At 56.2% G+C, this 16,248-nt stretch carries 15 protein-coding genes, 1 tRNA gene and 1 pseudogene; 8 read left to right on the top strand and 9 right to left on the bottom strand.

The window, feature by feature from the left end; all coding sequences use genetic code 11:
- The first annotated feature begins 93 nt into the window (after positions 1 to 93).
- The 3 genes from IPQ13_15265 (at position 94) to IPQ13_15275 (ending at position 1,993) form a co-directional block, all read left to right on the top strand.
- The gene (locus IPQ13_15265) at positions 94 to 867 is read left to right on the top strand and encodes a site-2 protease family protein (protein MBL0212251.1); all 774 of its coding nucleotides are present in this window, start codon (positions 94 to 96) and stop codon (positions 865 to 867) included.
- A gap of 1 nt (position 868) precedes the next feature.
- A complete protein-coding gene (gene trpS / locus IPQ13_15270; protein ID MBL0212252.1) occupies positions 869 to 1,858 on the top strand; it encodes a tryptophan--tRNA ligase in 990 nt (329 codons plus the stop codon).
- 58 nt (positions 1,859 to 1,916) lie between these two features.
- Positions 1,917 to 1,993: transfer RNA gene (locus IPQ13_15275), tRNA-Lys, on the top strand.
- Positions 1,994 to 2,229: 236 nt separating this feature from the next.
- Here the strand turns inward: IPQ13_15275 and IPQ13_15280 are convergent.
- Positions 2,230 to 2,868: an SOS response-associated peptidase gene (locus IPQ13_15280; GenBank protein ID MBL0212253.1), complete on the bottom strand. Its 639-nt coding sequence runs from the start codon at positions 2,866 to 2,868 to the stop codon at positions 2,230 to 2,232.
- Between the two features lie 137 nt (positions 2,869 to 3,005).
- On the opposite strand from IPQ13_15280, the gene IPQ13_15285 reads away from it, so the two are divergent.
- Genes IPQ13_15285 through IPQ13_15300 form a run of 4 tightly spaced genes read left to right on the top strand, consistent with a single transcriptional unit; the run spans position 3,006 to position 5,988 of the window.
- On the top strand, positions 3,006 to 4,082 hold the full coding sequence (locus IPQ13_15285; protein ID MBL0212254.1) for a radical SAM protein: 1,077 nt from the start codon (positions 3,006 to 3,008) through the stop codon (positions 4,080 to 4,082).
- A gap of 27 nt (positions 4,083 to 4,109) precedes the next feature.
- A complete protein-coding gene (locus IPQ13_15290; protein MBL0212255.1) occupies positions 4,110 to 4,406 on the top strand; it encodes a PqqD family protein in 297 nt (98 codons plus the stop codon).
- Positions 4,403 to 5,419 (top strand): radical SAM protein, encoded by a 1,017-nt coding sequence (locus IPQ13_15295; protein ID MBL0212256.1) that lies wholly within the window; start codon positions 4,403 to 4,405, stop codon positions 5,417 to 5,419. Before IPQ13_15290 ends, IPQ13_15295 begins: the two co-directional genes overlap by 4 nt.
- A 32-nt stretch (positions 5,420 to 5,451) precedes the next feature.
- Positions 5,452 to 5,988 carry a nuclear transport factor 2 family protein gene (locus IPQ13_15300; GenBank protein ID MBL0212257.1) on the top strand — a complete coding sequence of 179 codons (537 nt, stop codon included), beginning with the start codon at positions 5,452 to 5,454 and terminating at the stop codon, positions 5,986 to 5,988.
- A 187-nt stretch (positions 5,989 to 6,175) separates the two neighbouring features.
- Here IPQ13_15300 and IPQ13_15305 read toward each other — a convergent pair whose 3' ends face one another.
- The 5 genes from IPQ13_15305 to IPQ13_15325 all read right to left on the bottom strand — a co-directional run bounded on the left by IPQ13_15305 (position 6,176) and on the right by IPQ13_15325 (position 11,033).
- Positions 6,176 to 6,874, bottom strand: coding sequence for a hypothetical protein (locus IPQ13_15305; protein ID MBL0212258.1), 699 nt, complete (start codon positions 6,872 to 6,874; stop codon positions 6,176 to 6,178).
- Between the two features lie 252 nt (positions 6,875 to 7,126).
- Positions 7,127 to 8,986 (bottom strand): type IV secretion system DNA-binding domain-containing protein, encoded by a 1,860-nt coding sequence (locus tag IPQ13_15310; GenBank protein MBL0212259.1) that lies wholly within the window; start codon positions 8,984 to 8,986, stop codon positions 7,127 to 7,129.
- Positions 8,983 to 9,525 carry a hypothetical protein gene (locus IPQ13_15315; protein MBL0212260.1) on the bottom strand — a complete coding sequence of 181 codons (543 nt, stop codon included), beginning with the start codon at positions 9,523 to 9,525 and terminating at the stop codon, positions 8,983 to 8,985. The genes IPQ13_15310 and IPQ13_15315 overlap by 4 nt, the downstream gene beginning before the upstream one ends.
- Positions 9,526 to 9,530: 5 nt before the next feature.
- On the bottom strand, positions 9,531 to 10,661 hold the full coding sequence (locus tag IPQ13_15320; protein ID MBL0212261.1) for a hypothetical protein: 1,131 nt from the start codon (positions 10,659 to 10,661) through the stop codon (positions 9,531 to 9,533).
- Positions 10,662 to 11,033 (bottom strand): hypothetical protein, encoded by a 372-nt coding sequence (locus tag IPQ13_15325; GenBank protein ID MBL0212262.1) that lies wholly within the window; start codon positions 11,031 to 11,033, stop codon positions 10,662 to 10,664.
- 393 nt (positions 11,034 to 11,426) lie between these two features.
- Between IPQ13_15325 and IPQ13_15330 the strand changes: the two genes are divergently transcribed.
- Positions 11,427 to 11,783, top strand: coding sequence for a hypothetical protein (locus tag IPQ13_15330; protein ID MBL0212263.1), 357 nt, complete (start codon positions 11,427 to 11,429; stop codon positions 11,781 to 11,783).
- Between the two features lie 129 nt (positions 11,784 to 11,912).
- Here IPQ13_15330 and IPQ13_15335 read toward each other — a convergent pair whose 3' ends face one another.
- From IPQ13_15335 to IPQ13_15345, 3 genes and pseudogenes are all read right to left on the bottom strand, one after another.
- Positions 11,913 to 12,740 (bottom strand): hypothetical protein, encoded by an 828-nt coding sequence (locus tag IPQ13_15335; protein ID MBL0212264.1) that lies wholly within the window; start codon positions 12,738 to 12,740, stop codon positions 11,913 to 11,915.
- Positions 12,741 to 12,780: 40 nt separating this feature from the next.
- Positions 12,781 to 13,584, bottom strand: coding sequence for an ATP-binding protein (locus IPQ13_15340; protein MBL0212265.1), 804 nt, complete (start codon positions 13,582 to 13,584; stop codon positions 12,781 to 12,783).
- A 148-nt stretch (positions 13,585 to 13,732) separates the two neighbouring features.
- Positions 13,733 to 16,248, bottom strand: a pseudogene (locus IPQ13_15345) (type I restriction endonuclease subunit R).

A 16,248-nucleotide genomic window follows, 5' to 3' on the forward strand; every position in this document is an offset into this window, starting at 1 on the left:
AGAGCGCAGGTGCGCCGCTTCCAGGAAGGCCAGCCCATCTCTGAAACCTTCGTGATCCGGTCCGGCATCAGGGTTCCTCCCTGATCCGGAGCAATGACATTATCTGGAGCCAGATTGTCCGAAACATTTTCACTGCCTACGGTCCTTGTCACCTACGTGGCGCTGCTCTTTGCCCTGAGCGTCCACGAGGCTTCCCACGCCACCATGGCCTACTACCTGGGGGACGATACCGCCAAGCGGATGGGCCGGATGACCTTGAATCCAATCGCGCACATGGACCTTCTCGGCACCCTCATCCTTCCGCTGTTGGGAATGCTCACGGGCTGGCGGGTGCTGGGCTGGGCCAAGCCTGTCCCTGTCGACCCCAGGAACCTGACGCGCCACATGCGGGCCAGGGTGGGCATGGCCGCAGTCGCGGCCGCCGGGCCTCTGTCCAACTTATTGCAGTCCCTCATCTTCATCCCGATTCTCGCGATCCTCATCCGGAACCTCCCCGGCGCGGTCGAGGCAGAGCGGATGAAAATTTTTCAGGCAGCCATGTTCCTGCCCGTGGATGCCTTCACCGGCGGCAGCCTCAGCAACCTCCAGGTGTTCGGCCTGACCCTCCTGGGCCGCCTCGTGATCATCAACGTGGCCTTGGCCCTCTTCAACCTGCTGCCGGTCGGTCCCCTGGACGGCTCCAACATCATCCGCGGGTTCCTGCCTGTGGAGTGGCTGGCCAAGTATGATCGGGCCCAGCCCGCCATCTCCATCGCCCTCCTGGTGATGTTCCTGTTCGGGTTCATCGGCATCATCCTGGGGCCGCTCTTCTTCCTGGCCGAAACCTTCTATCTGAATCCTACGGCCCGGTTCTTCCTCGGAGTTTGAAATGCAGCGAGTCCTTTCCGGAATCCAGCCTTCCGGCTCCCAGCACATCGGCCACCTGGTCGGCGCGCTCGACAATTTCGAAAAGCTCCAGCACGGCAATGAAGCCTTCTATATGATCGTGGACTGGCACGCGCTCACGTCGAAGTACGAAGCCGTAGAAGAGATCTGGCCCGCCACCGAAGAGCTCACCGCCTGCTTCCTGGCCACAGGGCTGGATCCGGATAAGGCGACGATCTTCATCCAAAGCCAGGTGAAGGAGCACGCGGAACTGCACCTGCTGTTGAGCATGATCACGCCCCTCTCCTGGTTGGAGCGCGTACCGACCTACAAGGAGAAATTGCAGAATTCCGTGGCCGATCTCAGCAGCTACGGGTTTCTGGGTTATCCCCTGCTCATGGCGGCGGACATCATCCTCTACAAGGCCGACAAGGTGCCCGTGGGCGAGGATCAGCTCTTCCACATCGAGCTGGCGCGGGAGGTGCTGCGCCGCTTCAACTTCATGTACCGCAAGGAGGTCTTCCCAGAGCCCGCCGCCGTGCTCACCCAGACCCCCAAGGTGCCGGGCCTCGATGGCCGCAAGATGTCCAAGAGCTACGCCAACTGCATCTACCTGCGGGACACCGATGCGGAGATCCTGGAGAAATGTACCCGCCAGATGGCCAGCGATCCCGCCCGGGTGAAGCGCACGGATCCAGGCAATCCGGAGGTCTGCCCGGTCTTCGAATTCCATAAGCTCTTCAGCGACGATGAAACGGTCCAGATGGTCAACACCGAATGCCGGCGCGCCGGCATCGGCTGCTTCGACTGCAAGAAAAAAGTGGCCGAGGCCATGATCCGGCGGATCGCCCCGGTCCGCGAAAAGATCGAGGATCACCTCTCCCGCAAGGACCACCTGCGCGATGTCCTGCGCATCGGCAGCGCCAAGGCCCGCCTGGTGGCCCAGGCCACCATGGCCGAAGTGCGCGAAGCCATGCAGTTGCCCAGTCTGTGACCCCCCAGGATGAATCTTCACCTTGCGGATATTCCCCCCATTGCTACACTGGAGCGTCGGTTCCTTAGCTCAGTTGGTTAGAGCAGCTGACTCTTAATCAGCGGGTCCAGGGTTCGAGTCCCTGAGGAACCACCAAAGAACCAAACACTTAGGCCCACTCACAAAGTGGGCCTATTTGTTTCATCCTGCGTCTGGCATGCATAGGCCTCTTTCACTTCGGGGTCATGGTTTCACAAATATTGGCAGTATCAAGAACAGGTCGGGGCATCTCCACGGACCTAAAACCCCAGGCCACCACCTAGGCGGTTCGCCAGCAAGCTTACTTGCATCTCTACCGCTCCTTTAGTTGGACGAGTGGGTCAACCGAGGGTTCAGCTAGGTCTCAAGGGGCGGATCAATTCAGGTCCATCGTTCCGTACGTTGCCCACGGTGGGGCCGACCTCGAAAATCTTGAGCCAACTATCGGGGCAGGGTTTTAGGAGGACCTGAAGGCCATCGGTTTCTGCCTCCGGGTTCAACCAGGATTGCCAGGTCCCAGGTCCTAGGATCACCGGCATTCGGTCGTGCAGCCCAGCCATCGCAGCATTGGCCTCAGTCGTGATTATGGTGAACGATTCCACCAGGCCGTCAGGCCCCTGCCAGGATTCTGACAAGCCCGCGAGCATCCATAGATCATCATCGGCGGGCAAGATGCAAAAGGCCCGTTTTCGGCCACCAATCACGGCCCATTCATAGAAGCCACTCACTGGAACCACGATCCTAGACCGCTTGAAGGAAGCGCGGAAACTGGGTTTGGTCGTGACCGTCTCGGCCCGTGCATTGACCAACTTAGTCCCAATGCTCGGATCCTTGGCCCAGGATGGGATCAGTCCCCATCGCCGTATGGAAGCAGCCAAAATCACATCCGCCCGGTGAATCGTCACGGCCTCTTGGGTTGGAGCCAAGTTATAGCGGTCCCGATATTCGCCGTCGAGGATCAGGCGGGCCTCATGGTCCGCCTTCTGCTTCATCGCTACTTGGAGTAGGCGCCCGCACACGCAGAAGGATAGCTTCAAACGTTAGGCGTTACCTCGACTAAGAAACCACTTGCCCTGGAGACCTCAGCGGATAGTGTCTCTTGTGTATTCCGACCAGAAGGGAGTCTCTAATGGCGCTCAGCCGTCAGCTCACAACTTTCAAAGCCCCTCTCTACATCGCCTGGGAAATCACTCACCAATGTAATGCCCACTGCATTCACTGTTACTCGAATTCCGGTCCTGAAGTCTGCGCGGCGGCTGAGTTAACCACAGTTGAGGCCCTTGGTGTCGTCGACCAACTGGCTGATGCAGGACTGCTTATGTTGGCCTTCTCTGGTGGAGAGCCGATGCTCCGAAAGGACTGGCCGCTCCTAGTGAAACGCGCAGTCGTCCGCGGACTAGGTGTAAATGTCGGGACGAATGGCTCGACAGTCACCTCCGAAACAGCGGAACAGTTGCGAGACCTCGGAATCAAGAGCGTCACCGTTAGTCTCGATAGCGACAAAGCCGAAGTCCACGATCGCATCCGCGAGTTTCCAGGTCTCTTTGACCGCGCGATTAACGCGATCCGGCTCCTGGTTGAGCACAATGTTCGTGTCGTAATTGGATTCACACCAATGCGGCTCAATTGGCAGGACGGACCTAGAGTGATTCAGCTCGCCCTTTCTCTGGGCGCTGACGCAGTCAACCTATCAGAATACGTGCCTGCCGGACGGGGCAACGTTGATCTAGCACTTTCACCGCCCATGCTGCGCGACCTGCTTACACAGTGGATTCACCTACGCGAATACTTCGAGGGTCAAATCCAGATCATCTGGCATGATTGCCGCGTTGGGATGTTAGTTCCGGAAAAAGACCGCCGAGATTATCTCGGCTGCGGGGCTGGACGCCTCGTTGCCCGCATTTTGCCCGATGGTGTGATGACTCCTTGTGTCTTCTTACCCACACCAATGGGTAGCTTCCTGAAGTCCACGTTCTCTGAAATGTGGTGTGGCTCTTCCTTGGCCGCTCAGTTTCGAGAGCGCAAAGGTCATTTCAAAGGTAACTGTGGAGATTGCGAATATTTGGAGAGCTGCGGGGGTTGCCGGGCGGTCGCTTACGCCTATAGCCATGGTGATCCCCTAGCAGGGGACCCGCATTGCTGGGTGAAACCCGAAGACTCGAGTCCCCTTCCGCAGCTCATCGATGGCGAAGGATTGCCGATATGACGCGTGCAAGGAATGGAAAGTGGAGGGATGGAGCACATGATTAATCCCAGTGATATTTTAGTTCGTTCTAGCTGTTGTGTAGTGCGCGACCAAGAATCCGGAAAGCTTGTATATAACCCGCACACAGATGAACTGCACCTCGTGCCCCCAACCGGGTTCCTCGCAATTGAATTGTGTGATGGACTGAAAACGGCCGGAGAGATCGCGACCGGCTTGGCTTCTGCTTTCGATATCCCCCCGGAAGAGGTGCGGGTCGCGCTACTTTCCTTCTTTGGCAAACTCGTCGACCGAGGAATCCTCCAAATTTATGAGCGCGAAACATGACTATGCCTGTCTCTTACTCAGAAGGATTTCTTGTCCGGATCCCATTTCACATGGTCTGGCTCGCTACAGACACCTGCAATGCAAGTTGTCTTCATTGCTCATCCAGCTCGAGCATGCGCTCCCCAGATGAACTATCCACTCGTGAAATTTGCCGCGTGGTCGATGAAATGTCGGACTGGGGCGTCGTCGATCTCGCTGTATCGGGCGGTGAACCTCTTCTCCGTGGTGACATCTTTGAGGTGCTGCAGCACATCCGTCTCTGCGGTTTGAGCGCCGGTGTTGGTTCGAACGGAGGGAAACTTTCCCCTGTGCAAGCTCGCAAGTTGGGTGACTCAGGCATCAACCGTTTTCAAGTAAGTCTGGACGGATTGGAAGATCAACATGACACACTACGCCGCTGGCCGGGCCTGTTCCAAACCGCAGTGAAGACAATTCGACAAGCCTCTGAAGCTGGATTGCGAGTCCATGTGTGCTGCACAATCAACAAACTTAATCATCTTCACCTAGAACGTTTCACGAAATTCGTAGCTACGCTACCAGTCGCTCGTCTGAACTTATCTCGCTTCGTTCCGACTGGCAGAGGGACAAGCCAACTGGACCTGTCAAAGGACGAGTGGCATACCGTGGTCGCACAGTGTATTGCGCTGCGTTCTGCGTTTCAGGGTCGCCTCGATATCGTTTCACACCTCGCTCAACAGATACTCGTTGATTCAGATTTAGCAGAACTACCCGGATTCATCGGCTGCCAAGCTGGCATAGGGCAAGGTTGTCTTACCGCCAACGGCACGATATTGCCATGTGTCCTCCTTCCTGTCCCAGTAGGCAATATCCGAGACGGGTCGTTTCGTGAAATATGGCTTAATTCACCTATTATTAATAACTTACACGATAGAGCGCGCTTCGATAGGAAGTGTTCTCAATGTTCCGTTGTCAGTCGCTGCGGCGGGTGTCGCGCCGTCGCCTATGCAAATACAGGTGATTACTTGGCGGCGGACTCCCGCTGTTGGTTGTAGTATGCGTGTCTCAATCTAAAAGGAGGATTGCCATGACTGAGGCTGAAAAGAAAGCGAACGAGAAGTTGGTTGATGACTACTTCCAAGCAATCAAGGATCTAAGAGCGGGCGACCCTAGCTCTGTTGAGCAGTTGGTAGGTATGTGGGACGAGGATGGTGTTTTTGAATTCGCCGGATCTCCCCCGATTACTGGCATCTTCCGTGGTCGAATGGCGATCCATACTTTGTATAAGAACCGACTTCTCGCGAGCGGTATGCCCGTGCGATTAAAAGCAACAGGCAAGAGGGCGGACCAAGCCGCTGCCTTGGGTGTTGTGGCCACCGAGGTCGATCGCAGAAAGACGATGGAAAGCAAGATCGTAGCTGGCTGGACGACCACGATTGGTACGCAGGATGGCCGGGGTTTCCGGGTCTCCGGTAGCCACAGTTTTCAGTTCAAAGACGGCAAGATCTCTGCGCTAAAGGTGGTCGTTTCTCCTCAACCCGAGGCCACTAAGGATCTGCGGTTGGAAGGCCTCAGTGTCGAGGACATCGGGCGTCTCGCCCTCGCCGCTTGGCCCGTTGTCTAATGGCAATGAAGATTGGCCGATAACTAAAACCCGGACCAGATGAAGGCTGAATATCGGCCCCTGGTGATCCCCAAAAAGAGATCCCAGTGGGAAATTCCACCAAGCAAATTAGGGTGAGACCTACGCCCTGACCTTCCAGTTGCTTTTTGTAGCGCGGCAATTGGGGCGTGAAACGAACCGCCTCATTTCAGCATTGATCCCACCCCTCTGCTGCCCGGAAACTGTGCCAGGCGCTGCTACCCAGGACGATGTGGTCGGCGAGGGGGACACCCAGACTTTCACCGGCCGCCCTCAGGCGTTTGGTGAGTTGGATATCTTCCCGAGATGGGGAAGGATCTCCGGACGGATGGTTGTGCCAGGCAAGGGCCGAACAGGCCCCTAATCTTAGAGCTTCCCTGAAAAACTCCCTCGGGCTGATCAGGCAGGCCGTGGCCGTGCCATGCGCAAGTACACGGTCGGCAAGAAGGTCGCCCTTCGCGTTGAGGGCTAGGATTCCGAATCGTTCCTCGGTCCATCCCTGTACCTTGGGCAACAGGTAGTCTCCAGCCGAACGTGGGGAAGAGATCCGAGGGCGGATCATATTGCGCGTTGAGCGGCGCTGAACTTCCGGTAGGACGGCGAACCTTGCGATCTCGGATCGAGATAAACCCAAGCCTTTAAGTTCGGCTGCACCCATGGCCGCCAACCCAGCGATGGTGCCGGAATGGGACAGGATCTCTTCAGCACGCCCCGGACGTGGGCGGGTGAGCATTGTTTCAACGATCTGCTGGTCAGACAGGGCCTCGGGGCCGTAAAGGGCCAGGGTTTCGGCAACGGTGGCGTGTGCCTGCTTTCGCTTGGATTCGAAATTGTCAGTGATCAGAAGAGGGGTCGTCTCAAGGCTCATTTTGGCTTCTCCGTGCCTCCGTGTTGGGGCACGAATCGCCGAGGAACCCCGCTCCCAAGGGCCGGACCGGGAACGAACCGGGTAGCGGGTAGAGAGCGGGTAGAACCGCCGTGGCGCGGGAAGAGGTCCGTAGGCAGTGCCCGACACGAAGGCTCGGAGAAGCCCAGAGCCTTCGAGTGGGACCTGCGGTCTCCGCACTATTCGAAATCAAGAGAGAGTCTAGGAACTCACTTTAGCTATGAACCATGGTCATCAGTCCCACGGGTCTATTTCGTGCTCATCGTCATGGAGTGCTTCCAAAGCCTGGATGACTTGAATTGGAGGCTCCCCTTGTGTGATAAGTGGCGGCGTTGTGGGGCGCGGTGAGTATAGGTCGGGATGGTTCTCGGTAGCTCCAATAGGAGGCCGTTGGATCAGGTCCGTGGGGCCTCCCTGCATCCGACAAATGATCGGGTTTCCTTCAGAGGAAGGGCTCTCGATCACGGCCCAAAACACACCACTTTGATTTGCTCTGCGATTGAGATCTGCCCGTGCGAGAAGAGGCACTTCAATGGGAACATCCTGTCTATTCGAGCCGCTCCCGTGTTTCTCGATGATGATCCGCGTACCAAGTTCCTCGATTAGCTCCTTACGGTCGCGATGGTCCAATGCGCTCAGCAACCAGATTCTTGAAGCGAAGGAGGAAATGAGTGAGTCACCCTCTTCCCGGCCATAAACCTGACGCAAACCAGAGAGATGTTGGGTCCCAAAAATCACGCTGACATCCCGGTCACGGATCGTCATCAGAAGGTCCTGAACATCAGGAATTCTGCCAGCAGCCAAAGCCTCATCGAAAAGCAGTGTGAGTGGAATTTTCTCTGAGCTGCGCTGAAGCCTCCGCAAAAGGAGACGCCAGAACACAGTGAGCGGCGCCCTCAGATTCCGTTCTGGTTCGGCAGATAAAACGTAGGCCCCTTGTGAGCAAACATCGGCCAAGGTGAAGTCGTGGCTGGATGTCACCTCGCGGCCCCATCCGCTGCCAAAGCAAGCCAGAGAGGCGAAGAGCGTGGTCCCAATGTATTCGCGAACATTCTTTCCCTGAAGGGCCAGCACCAATCCTTGGGGGACTTCTGCCGTGTCGAGGACGGAATCGACGCCCTTGTTCACCAAGGCATCCTGTAAATTGGCCAAGGAGTGGGATTGTCCACGCTCCATAACCCAGGACAGAATCGGCCTCGAAAGCTGGGCGACCCAATCCTCATCGCCTCGTCCTGGGATGAGTGCAGCTGCCAAAGCATTGAATGACGCCGATGGAGCCGTGTCGCGTCGGCATTCTTCCATCGCGTTCCAATTCATGGAGGCCCACCCTCCCTGCGCGGCGCACCCCCAGCGGATAGGATTTACACCAAGACGCGCCTTCACGCGGTCGATACCTGGGCACTGGCCCTTCACGTCTTGATAAACAATGGGTGTACGTGAGCTCTCGATGATCGGACCGAAAACGGTGAACCCCTTTCCGGAGCCTGTCTGCCCTACCAGGAGGATGTGGCGGGCAACATCTGATTCACGGACCGTGAATAGTGTTTGTCCACCGCCCGTGCGCCAGGCTTCGAATGAACCCCGGAAGTGGACTGAGATAGGGATTGTCCACCGCCAACCTGGAACTGGTGAGATATCCCCCCACTTGGCCCATCGGGCGGAGCTTCGCTGGGTCTTGGGTAATGAAACGTGATTGGATCTCAACACCAGCAACAGGGCGCCCAGGATCACCATCGCTCCACCCAGTGCAACCCAATTCAGGGAGGTCCCAATGGCGATGTTCTGAAGAGGAGGCCAGCTGGTTGGCCGGTATCTTTCCATCCCATCCACGTAGTAGGGAGTGCAAAAGGCGATGAGGAATCCGATTAGGACCGTTAGCAGCGGCGCAATGAAGGGGTAGTGGAGACCCCGGAATAACGAAGGGCGAGAATAAGCAAGCCCTCGGCCCCACGACGTGTGACGAAGCAGAATCAGGGTTGTCAGAGCCAGTGCGAGCAACATGGCTACCCCAACCCATGGCTTCAATTCGCTGCCATGTTTGAGCAAAAAGGTGGCGATCTTCAACCCAGTTTGGCGTACAGGATCAGGCGTCATCGCTCTATTTCCTTTCCGATGCCATGGATTACTTTCGCGGCGAGGTGTGCGACTTTGACTCCCAGCCCAATGATGGGGAGCATTTCGGCTGCCTTGATGGGCACGCGAAGGACAGCAGGTAGTTCAGTGATAGGGAGAATTGAACGAGTGACGGCTGTACCGGTTCTGAGGGTGCCTTCGGCCACACTCATGACGGCCCCCTTCAGGTCCAGGCACAGCAGGTCCTTGGAAGTGGCCAGGGTGGTTCGGGCGGCCTCTTTTATGGCCAACACGGTATGCCGTGCAGGGCGGGGAAGAACACTCAACCCAACTGTCCCAAAGGTCCGTATCCCGTCGCCAACTGCGCCTACGGCGGCCTCACCCATGTGTCGAGCCCCTCGGAGTGCATGTTTAGAGGTGACTTGTCCGGCCTCAATAGAGTCCTGGCCCAAATCCTTTGCTGCGCTCCCGGCGTCCATCAGGGTTTCTTTCCCAGCGGCTTTCAAACTCCCGCCGAGCGTCGGTACAACTGCAACCAGTCCAATGCCAATCTGCGCCATTACCTTCACGCCGAGGGCACCTCTCTGGCAGCAGCCCGGACTCCGATCTGGGCAAGTTGGTAGGTGGCTTTGATCAGCTCATGAATGAGCTGGATCAGGACCTTCATGACACGCCGCGTGCACGACTGAATCAACCGCAACCCTTCCGCTGAAACGCGGATGGTCTGATGAGCTATAGGGCGCAAAGCCTTTGGTGTGTTCTGAAGGGTGTGACCTGCGAGACGGTGGGCCAGACGTTCGATAGAAATAGGTAGGGCATGGGAGAGGACGCGCTTGGCCCGCCGTTTCGCTGAGCTGACGGCCCGCCCTGCTCGGGAGATCAGCTTCTGGTGCAACCTCCGGGGAATCGTCCGCCCTGAAATCCGTCCCAAGGCAGCAGATTTTCGGGCATCAATGCATTGAAGTTCGGCGAGGTGGGCTGGTCCTCCCAGATCCATCCTGGCGCCGTAGCGAGCGTCGCAGGCTGCCCGTTCGAGCGTGTGGCGGCGGTGGATCAAACCAGTCTCTCTGCCCAGGTACTGATCCCTAATGGAACGCTTGGCACTGGGTGAACGCGCCGCAACTAGGTTTCGTTGCCGTGCCCTATTCACTTCCCGTTGTTCGCGGGTCACTTCCCGTAACTGGGCTCGGATCTCGATGAATTGTCTATGGCAGTCCCAATCCTTAATTGGCTTGCGGTCCAGATTCCAAGCTCGGTCCCATGACCGTTGAAGAGCCCCTTTTTCACCAAACATGCGGGTGGGGCAGGGGCCTTTCCCTACATAGTGGAAATGAAACCGGAGGTCCGGACCTGTCGACCGCTCGACATGAATAGAGACGCAAGGGCGGGGGCATCTGGTTGCTCGCGTCAATTCAAGCCCGATTGATTTGGCGTGCTCCTTGGCGGCCGATTCGAGGGAGCCATAGCGCTCGATCAATGCCAGGCATTCATTGGTGCTCGGAGCCACGATGGCGTGCCAGTGCTGGGCGTTGTAACCGCCGAGCTGATCTCGCATGGATTCGGAATCGAGGGTTTCCCCGTGCACATCAAGGGTCCAAACCTGCTCTCTCGCTTCTTCCTGGACCAGGTAGCGACACAGTTCACCTGCTGGGGGCGCATGCCCGCCCTGGTGCTTGGGAGCCTTGCACATGGCCATTCAGGCGCCCTCGCGCCCGAGGCGGTCAATCTCGACCTCCAGCTCGGCCTTCTTGGGTGAAAGGTTGACCATCGCTCGGGAACATGCCGCTGCTGAGTATGCGTTCTGGATCGCGGCCTCCATCTTGGCGTTGGCACCCTTCTCGACGCTGTGTGTAAGGGTGATCAGGTATTCGATGCGTGAACGGAGTTCATCGACAGGCCCTGCCAGTTCTTCTTCCTGGTGACGACGAAGGGCATCGCGTACCGCGAAGCGCAGCGTATCTGCGAAGCCCATCCCGAGGATGTCGGCCAAGGCCGAGAGCTCTCGATGCTCAGGAGGAATGAGGCGGAGGGTGTAGCGCGTGACGTCGATTCTTTTCTTTGTTCTCATGATAAAGATCAATATAGGTCGTCAAACCATTACGCTAGACGTCACATAAGTATTTTTTAAAAAATAATATACAATGGCTTATGATTAATGACTACATTCAGGACGCCGTCCAATCTAGCCCTCAATCTAAGGATTGAGGCATTTCTGTTTTCATCCATTCCTTTCTACACATATCTATTCGAAGTATCTTGAGTCATGATAATTATTAAATTTTGTAAAATTTGTAATAAATTATAATATTTATTAACTAATAATTTTTAATTTTGAAAACATGTATTACAATTTTCGAATGGAGGATTTAATGCGACTTGGTGAACGGCACTCAAAAATGGCTTTGTTCGCGGCAGACCAGTGTTTGCGGTGCCTTGATGAGTTCCACCAGAGTTACGTATCATGCTCGAAGATGCATTCAGATCAGGTGGCCCCTCCGCTGTATTGGATGGGATCCATAAAGTAGGTGAAGCCCTCGGGCCCTTGCACAAACAGCTCGTGCCTGATGGGAAAATAGCTCTCTACAGCATCCGAGACATCCTGTATCGGCTCTGGAATCCAAATAACATCGATATTTGGACTCATCAGACAGAAGGTCAGTGGGATGGCTACGAGAATCAGCTGGCTCAGGACATTGCTACCCGGCGCCTCGGTCGCCAGTGCTGTTCATCCGGTGACCTGAAGGTGTGGAAGGGAATAATCGAGGAACTCAGACAAGTCGATCCAACCATAGACGTTCTGTATGACATCCTCAGCTGATCCGTATTCTCCAGAATCTCACTCCCGCCTTATCTCGACAACACGTACTCCTTCCAAGGGGGGATAAGCAATTGATACCCCAGGGACGCTTGCGAGAACCTGGGAGTGTCTTTGATGGATCACGACGACCTATGGGACGATTCCTGGCACAGCTTCTGGACTGTTTAGCGGTGGGATTTCGGAACCACACTCAGATTCAGCAAGATCAGCCACAAGCGAACCGAAAAGAGTTCGCACAAATACGAGTGCCTCTTCGTCATCTATTAGTAGTTTGCGAACAGCCGCTTCATATTGTTCCCGGTTTTGAAACCCAAGATCTGTTGCGATCCTTGTCAATGCTGGCGTCTCGCGCACTGGGTACCGGGTGATGATCTCCTCAAGATTTCCGGCCGCAATAGCATCCTCTAATCGCTTCCGCTCCGCTGTCACCGCATTGGGTACATCAATTGATATGGTTATAGGGTTAGCTGCCGCTATATCCTCTCTTCGAGGCAATTTTCGCATCATTTCCTCACGTAGCGTCTTCTCTACAGTGCGCTCGCTCAATCGTTGGACATGTGGGCCGATGGCCGAAAGAGCTGAAGCCGTGGCAGCGTCAAGACGGGCAGATGCATCCTCTCCTGTGACGGCCGCATGGCGTTTAACTACGCGGTTTTGAATTTCAGGATGGTAATAGATTGATTCGACCGCGTAGACCGAGACAGCATAGACACCCTTCCCCTTCAGGCGGACGGCATCGTTAGGAGTTCGGCGATCGTTGTCAACGATCCCGAAAGCACGTAGCCAGTGGAGGGCCGCCGTACCTCGAATCCCGGAGACAGCATGTTCGACATCACGACAACCAGATTTTGCAAGAACGGACACATCCGGGAATAACAAGCTGTAGAGAGGCTTGTCTAAACTTTGATCTTCACCTTCGATAAAAAGAAGCTTCCTGCGTGAGCCAATTATTTCCATTTTGAGATCATCAGGAAGCTCAGTTTGGGAAGAAACCAAATCAACGTCCCATGCCGTGAATGAAGAACCTCGCAGAGGCAATTTCGAACGAGCAAAGTATGAGCACTGGGATTGTCGAGGGCAGCATTACCTCGTGCGTCGAAACGATGAAAGCGCAGTCCAGTCGCTTTTGGAACAATAGGGTAAGAAGAGGGGAAATGATGGAGCGATGAAGATGGCGTTCGGGTTCATCAATGAGAATTAAGGAACCAGGTTTAGCCGTCAGCACATCCGCCGCGATAAGGAGAGAATTACGTTCGCCGTCCGAAAGCTCGGCAATGCTGTATGGATTACAGCCTGATTTGCTGGCGAGGACTTGCTCGTTTTCTTTTACTGAGATTTCAATGGGTATGTTGGAAAGCCGAAGCAACTCGTTAATGATCTTGATTGGCGCATCTTTTTTTGAGAGTACCCTGGCAAGATCAATATCGCTGATATCGACCGCTCCAGCTATGGCTCGCGCACGAACATTTTCAGCGTCAATGAGGTCATATATTGCAATGCTTGCACGCGCTGCAGAATAGTCATCTCTCCATCGCGATGTGGGTCCGGCGTCTGTTGCTTGAATATCGTTTTGGGTGCTTCGCCTTTGTTCGGGTGACAAGGTTATTGCATTGGAAGAAAACCATGTCTGCCGGTGCGCGGATATCCGACGAGCGTTGGCCCTATGAACATTATAGAACCGGTGCATTAAGCTTGATTTACCAGTTCCATTAGCCCCTAAGAGAAAAAGGCTTTCCCCGACATTTAAAATAAACTCTAAAGGGTCGCCAACTATTTGAGGAATGGAAAAGTTGAAGGACATGACACTTATCCTTATTGAAAGTCACCATAAATAACGGTGTCCCCATGATAATACTCGATCTCTAGGTGGCCAGAGCCTTGGACAAGCCGGGCTAAGGCAGAACCCATTGAGTCCGAGCTGGGATCCTGAAGGTCTCCGATATGAATCATTACCCAACCAGGTTTCCCATAATCACCTCGGCCTGTTCCAACACGGTTTGGGTGGCCTTCTCCTGCATATCGGGTGGGTATCCGTGTTTTCGTAGAATGCGTCGTACCAACACTCGGAGTTGGGCCTGCACATTGTCACGCAAGGTCCAGTCGATGGTCACATTCTTCCTGACGGTATCCACTAGCTCGCGAGCGATGGCTTGGAGCGTGGGCTCTCCTAGCACCTTTACTGCGCTGTCGTTGGCCTCCAAGGCGTCATAAAAGGCAAGTTCATCGGGGCTGAGGCCTAGCGACTCTCCGCGGGCGTCTGCGGCCTTCATCTCTTTGGCAAGCCGGATCAGCTCCTCGATCACCTGGGCAGCTTCGATGGCGCGATTCTGATATTTGCGCACGGTCTGATCTAGCATCTCCGCGAAGGATCGGGCCTGGACCACGTTTCGCTTGGCTCGGTTCCTGATCTCTCCCTTCAGTAGCTTCTGGAGCAACTCAACAGCCAAGTTTCTCTGGGGCATATCGCGCACTTCAGCCAGGAACTCGTCCGACAGGATCGAGATGTCGGGTTTCTTGAGACCCGCAGCGGTAAAGATGTCCACGACTTCGTCCGAGGTCACTGCCCTGGAGATAATTTGCCGGATGGCAAGGTCCAGTTCCTCATCCGTCTTACTTTCGCCGGGCGTGCTCTTGGAGAGCACAGCGCGGACGGCTTGAAAGAAGCCCACATCGTCCCGAATGCGCATAGCCTCTGTGTGTGGCACTGACAGCGCAAAGGCTTGGGACAGTTCGGTGACAGTATGGAGTAACCGGTCCTTGCCGTTCTCCTGCACAAGGATGTGCTCCTGTGCTTCAGGTAGCAGCGAAAGGCGAGCCTGCGGCGAACCGACCACCCACTTGCTCCAATCGAAGCCGTGGAACAGGCCCCTGGCAGACCTCGTATTTCTCTAACATCAAGGCTACGGCTTCGGCCTGGTCAAGCGCGGTCTTCCCGGCGCCACCTGCCTCCGTATAGGTCGCCAGTGCCTGCTTCAACTCGTCCGCCAAGCCGAGGTAGTCCACCACAAGTCCGCCCGGCTTGTCCTTGAAGACGCGATTGACGCGGGCGATGGCCTGCATCAGCCCATGGCCGCGCATCGGCTTGTCCACGTACATCGTGTGCAGGCTGGGGGCGTCGAAGCCCGTGAGCCACATGTCCCGGACGATGACGATCTGGAAGGGGTCCTTTGGATCCCGGAAGCGCGACGCCATGTCCTCACGGCGCTTCTTGTTGCGGATATGTGGCTGCCAGTCGAGCAGGTCTGACGCGGAGCCTGTCATGACAACCTTGAGAGAGCCATGTTCGTCATCTTTGCCGTGCCAGGCCGGGCGCAGCGCGACCAACTCACGGTATAGCTCGATGGCGATGCGACGGCTCATGACCACCACCATCGCCTTACCATCCATCGTCGCGATACGGTTCTCGAAGTGCTCCACTAGGTCACGGGCGAGGAGCTTGAGTCGGTTCTCGGAACCGACCACTGCCTCAAGCTGAGCCCAACGGCTCTTGAGCTTCTCCTTGCGCTGGACCTCCTCCCCTTCGGTCGCTTCCTCGAAATCGGGGTCAATCTTCGGGCGTTCCGACTCCTTCAGTTCAAGTTTCGCGAGTCGGCTCTCGTAGTAGATAGGCACCGTGGCGCCATCGGCGACGGCGCGCTGAATGTCGTAAACGCTGATGTAGTCGCCAAACACGGCCCGCGTATTGGCGTCGGTCTTCTCGATGGGTGTTCCGGTGAAGCCAACGAACGACGCATGGGGCAGCGCGTCGCGCATGTGTCGTGCGAAGCCGTCAATGAAGTCGTATTGACTGCGGTGCGCCTCGTCGGCTATGACGACGATGTTGCGCCGGTCTGAGAGAACTGGGTGCCGATCTCCCCTCTCTTCCGGGAAAAATTTCTGAATAGTGGTGAATACCACGCCGCCGGAGGCGACGCTGAGTTTCGCGCGCAGATCGGCGCGGTCGGCGGCCTGCACCGGCGGCTGGCGCAGCAGGTCACGACAGCGCGCAAAGGTTCCAAATAACTGGTCATCGAGATCATTGCGGTCGGTGAGTACTACGATCGTCGGGTTGGCCATCGCGGGGTGCAGGATCAGGCGCCCAGCATAGAAGGCCATGGTCAAACTCTTGCCCGAGCCTTGCGTATGCCAAACCACCCCGATCCGCCGGTCACCTGGATCGCCGCCCGGTTGGCCACCAGCGGTATAGCGCCCGGTGAGGTCTCCAGCATGTTCCTCGGTGACGGCCTCGGCCGCTCGCAGCGTTTCCTCAAGGGCCACGTTCACAGCGTGGAATTGGTGGTAGCCCGCCATTTTCTTCACAAGCTGTCCGCCGCCCTGATCCTCGAACACGATGAAGTAGCGCAGCAGGTCCAGGAAGCGACGCTTCTCGAAGACGCCCTCCAGTACGACCTGCAATTCCGACAGCTTTACAGAGGCGTCCTCACGCCCGGTGATAGTGCGCCAGGGCTTGAACCACTCCATGCCG

The organism is Holophagaceae bacterium, from assembly GCA_016720465.1.
Taxonomy (GTDB): Bacteria; Acidobacteriota; Holophagae; order Holophagales; family Holophagaceae; genus JANXPB01.